This is a genomic window from Marivita sp. (assembly GCF_051859345.1).
In the GTDB taxonomy this organism is placed as follows: domain Bacteria; phylum Pseudomonadota; class Alphaproteobacteria; order Rhodobacterales; family Rhodobacteraceae; genus Marivita.
Genome location: NZ_JBHYFV010000103.1, coordinates 1 through 1571, shown reverse-complemented (window position 1 = coordinate 1571; position 1571 = coordinate 1). Strand labels below are relative to the sequence as shown.

Here is a 1571-nt window from a genome sequence, read left to right as displayed (position 1 = left end):
AGACCCCGTATCATCTCTAGGGCGACCGCGTGGGAAACCGGAGCGGGACGCATCACGGTGTCCTTCAGAACTTCGGTATAAATCCCCCCAAGGCCCACCATCACCATCTGGCCAAAAGTCGGATCGAGGTGGGCACCCAGAATGCATTGCACCCCGCCAGACACCATCTCGTTGACTGACACACCAAGGATTTCTGCCCCCGGCGCACCGGCACGCGCGCTCTTCATGATCGCCTCGAAACCGTCCCGCACGGCATCCGCGTCCGCCAGCCCCACCTTTACGCCGCCAATTTCGGATTTGTGGGCGATATCGGGTGACCGTACCTTCAACACCACCGGATAGCCGATTTCCTCGGCCAGTCGTACGGCGTCACTGACATTTTTCGCCGTCTCGCTGCGGGCAAAGTCAAGCCCGGCCTGCGCCAGAGCCAACGCCGAGTCGACCTCGTCGGGGCGTTCTGGCAACGGCTGCGGCGCGGGGAGCGACGAGGGTTGAGGCTGCCCGGCGCGCAAGGCCTCACCAAGACTCGCCGCAGCAGCGAAAGAGCGCACGCAGGCCTCCGGGTCTTCATAGACCAGAAAGCCTGTCGACTCGAAAATCTTGGCGTTCTCCACCGTGCTTTGGGTACAGATTGCAAAGAGAGTCTCAGGATAGGCACGGCGCAGGGCAGCCAGCCCTTCGCTCATCGCCACAGGGTCACGGGCGTTCAGTCCAGCATTGCCGACAAACAGCATTACTGCGCCATAGTTCTGGCTTGCCAACATGGTTTCAACCGCACCCATGAAGATACTTCTGTCGCCAATGGTGGCTGCGGTGGTGTCCAATGGATTCAGCCCAACAGCCAGCGGCAAGGACTCGCGGATCTTGGCAAGAGCCACCGTGCTCATCGCCGGCAACTCCATGCCCCAGTCAACCGCCGCATCGGTCGAAATGACGCCGATCCCGCCCGAAACCGAGATGATCGCCAGGTTGCGGTCCTTTGGCAGCGGGCCGGTGGCGCATGTGTAGGTCAGTTCGGTCAGTTCCGGCAGCGAATGGCAGACATGCGCACCGGCCGCCGCGACACTTGCATCAAAGACCGCAGCCGACCCGGCCATCGCGCCGGTATGACTGGCCGCAACGCTCTGCCCTGCGTCAGTGCGCCCGGCCTTGAGCATGATGACCGGCTTGCCATTGCTGCGTGCAACCTCCAGTGCATGGATCAGTCCGGGGCCGTTGCGACAGGTCTCCAGGTAGACGACGAGAACATCAGTCTCTGGATCACGTGCCATCCATTCAAGGCATTCCGAAGCTTCCACATCGGCCTCGTTCCCGGTCGCCACGAATTTCGAAATGTTTACCCCTCGCGTCAGGATCAGGTTCTGAATGTAGCTGCCCACAGCGCCACTCTGGCTGACCACACCGACGCGGCCAACTCCCGGAATGCCCCGGTCAAGCGCAGACGAAAAGGTGGCAAAGATCCGGTCGTTTGTGTTGAACAATCCCATGGCATTGGGCCCCAGCAAACGCGCGCCGCCCTTTCGTATGCGCGCCACCAGTGCCTCCTGCGCCGCCGCACCCGCCTCTCCTGC

At 62.1% G+C, this 1571-nt stretch carries 1 protein-coding gene; it reads right to left on the bottom strand.

The features are described 5' to 3' along the window. A partial coding sequence (locus ACTIEN_RS22230) for an acetate--CoA ligase family protein (RefSeq protein ID WP_439525315.1) occupies positions 1 to 1535 on the bottom strand: 1535 nt, incomplete at its 3' end. Positions 1536 to 1571: the final 36 nt, after the last annotated feature.